Below are 1,847 nucleotides of genomic sequence, written 5' to 3'. Positions count from 1 at the left end.
AAGACCCATTTGCGAGGGATCCGGAAAAAAGTCGGCAAAAAGAGCTGCGGCGAGGGGGTTTTGGGGCTGGAAAGCCTTGTGGCGCAAGGCATCGAGGGATCCGACGAAAGAATCGGCCTTTGCGGCTTTTGGCGGATCGCTCGCGCAGGCGTTGATACCGTTTGGGTGTTGTCTTGGAAACAAGGGTGAGTACCCGAGCCTCAACCGGAGTTTGCGGGGCTTGGCGATTGCCCAAGGCGTGCCCCCTAGCCGCGGGTGTAGCCGGCTGGGGGATGAAAGCAGATACGATGTTTTCAACTTTTCACAGTCGGAGAAATCTCATGAAAAAGTGGATTGCCTCGGCTACAACCCTACTCTGCTGTGTGCTTGTCCTGGTTTTGTTTTGGCCCCATGTTACCTCTGCCCAGAGGCAGACCCTCAATCTCTACATCTGGTCAGAATACATCGATCCTGACATCCTCACTGCCTTTGAAAAAGCCACCAATAGCCGCGTGCTGGTCAGCGTGTACGAATCCAACGAAGACATGGTGGCCAAACTGCGGGGGGGAGGCACCAGCCAGTACGACATTGTTGTTCCCACCGACTACATTGTGCCCAACATGTTGGAGCTGGGACTGCTGCAGCCTCTCAACAAAGAATTGATCCCCAACCTAAGCAACCTGGGCGAAAAATTTGTCGGCCTGCCCTTTGATCCAGAAAACACCTACACCGCCGCCTATCAGTGGGGCACCACCGGCATTGGCTACCGCAAAGACCGCCTGCCCGAAAACTTTGAACGCTCTTGGGGATTGATTTTCGACCCGCAGCAGCAGTATGGCCCCTTTGTGATGATCGACGAGATGCGCTCCATGATCGGCGCTGCTGCCGTTTACCTGGGCTTCGATATGAACACCACCGTTCGCTCCGAACTGCAGCAGATCCAGCAGCTTTTGATCGACACCAAGCGCCGCAGTGCCGGCCTAATTGGGGGCGTGGGGGGCAAAAACCAACTGGTTTCTGGAACGGCCAATGTAGCCATCGTCTACAGCGGCGATGCCCTGCAAGCTGCCGAAGAAAACCCCAACATCGGCTATTTTGTCCCCCGCGAGGGTGCCCACATTTGGCTGGATGTAATGGCCATTCCCGCCCAGGCCCCCAACCCCGAGCTGGCCAATCGCTTCATCAATTTCATCCTGGATGCTGAAGTCGGCGCTCAACTGAGCAACCACAACCGCTTCGCCACCCCCAACGCTGCAGCTCTGCCCATGATCAACCCAGAAGATCGGCAAAACCCGGCCATCTACCCTGACGAAGAGGCCCTTGCCAAACTCACCTACCTTAAAGTGCTGTCAGGGGAAGAGCTGCGCCTCATCGACGCCCTCTGGACAACCGTGAAAAGCAGCTAGGGATCCCTTGTTAGCTCTCGACATAAAACTTGACACTTTTTAATATCTGAGCCACATTAAAGATGTCACCCGTTGATGGAGCTAGAACCATGGAAAACCAAGAAGCTAAGTTTGGCTTTACCACCTTCGCCGAAAAATGGAATGGCCGTTTGGCAATGTTGGGCTTTGTGATTGGCGTTGCGACCGAGTTGCTGACCGGCCAAGGGATCCTCTCTCAAATCGGCCTGATGTAATCCCGGTGGGCCTACGACACTGCTGTAGATCCTTGCTTGCCTGGCTGTAGTTTCCACCCTCTGCAAAGCAGCCAGGCTTTCGCATTGCCCTCGATTCTGGATTTAGGTCTGAATGAATCCAAATGGAAGTGGAAGCGAAATGCAGGCTGTTAAGTCCAGCTTCCACTGCCTTGCTTCTGCCGCTGACTGATACATTCACGCTGAACTCTCCTGAACATGGTTCAGGAAA

3 protein-coding genes are annotated in these 1,847 nt (G+C 54.6%); all 3 read left to right on the top strand.

Annotated features, from left to right (window positions below; all coding sequences use genetic code 11):
• Positions 1–189, top strand: a 189-nt coding sequence (locus NW843_RS10480) for a hypothetical protein (protein WP_414522903.1), incomplete at its 5' end; no start/stop codon positions are given.
• 131 nt (positions 190–320) lie between these two features.
• Entirely contained in the window at positions 321–1,385 is a 1,065-nt protein-coding gene (locus NW843_RS10475) for a spermidine/putrescine ABC transporter substrate-binding protein (RefSeq protein WP_148202683.1), read from the top strand.
• 62 nt (positions 1,386–1,447) lie between these two features.
• Positions 1,448–1,618, top strand: a complete 171-nt coding sequence (locus NW843_RS10470) for a chlorophyll a/b-binding protein (RefSeq protein ID WP_011432158.1) — start codon at positions 1,448–1,450, stop codon at positions 1,616–1,618.
• Positions 1,619–1,847 lie beyond the last annotated feature (229 nt).

Source organism: Synechococcus sp. R5-12, from assembly GCF_047502655.1.
GTDB lineage: Bacteria > Cyanobacteriota > Cyanobacteriia > Thermostichales > Thermostichaceae > Thermostichus.
The sequence above is the reverse complement of the archived record's forward strand: the minus strand, read 5'-3'. Positions and strand labels throughout refer to the sequence as shown.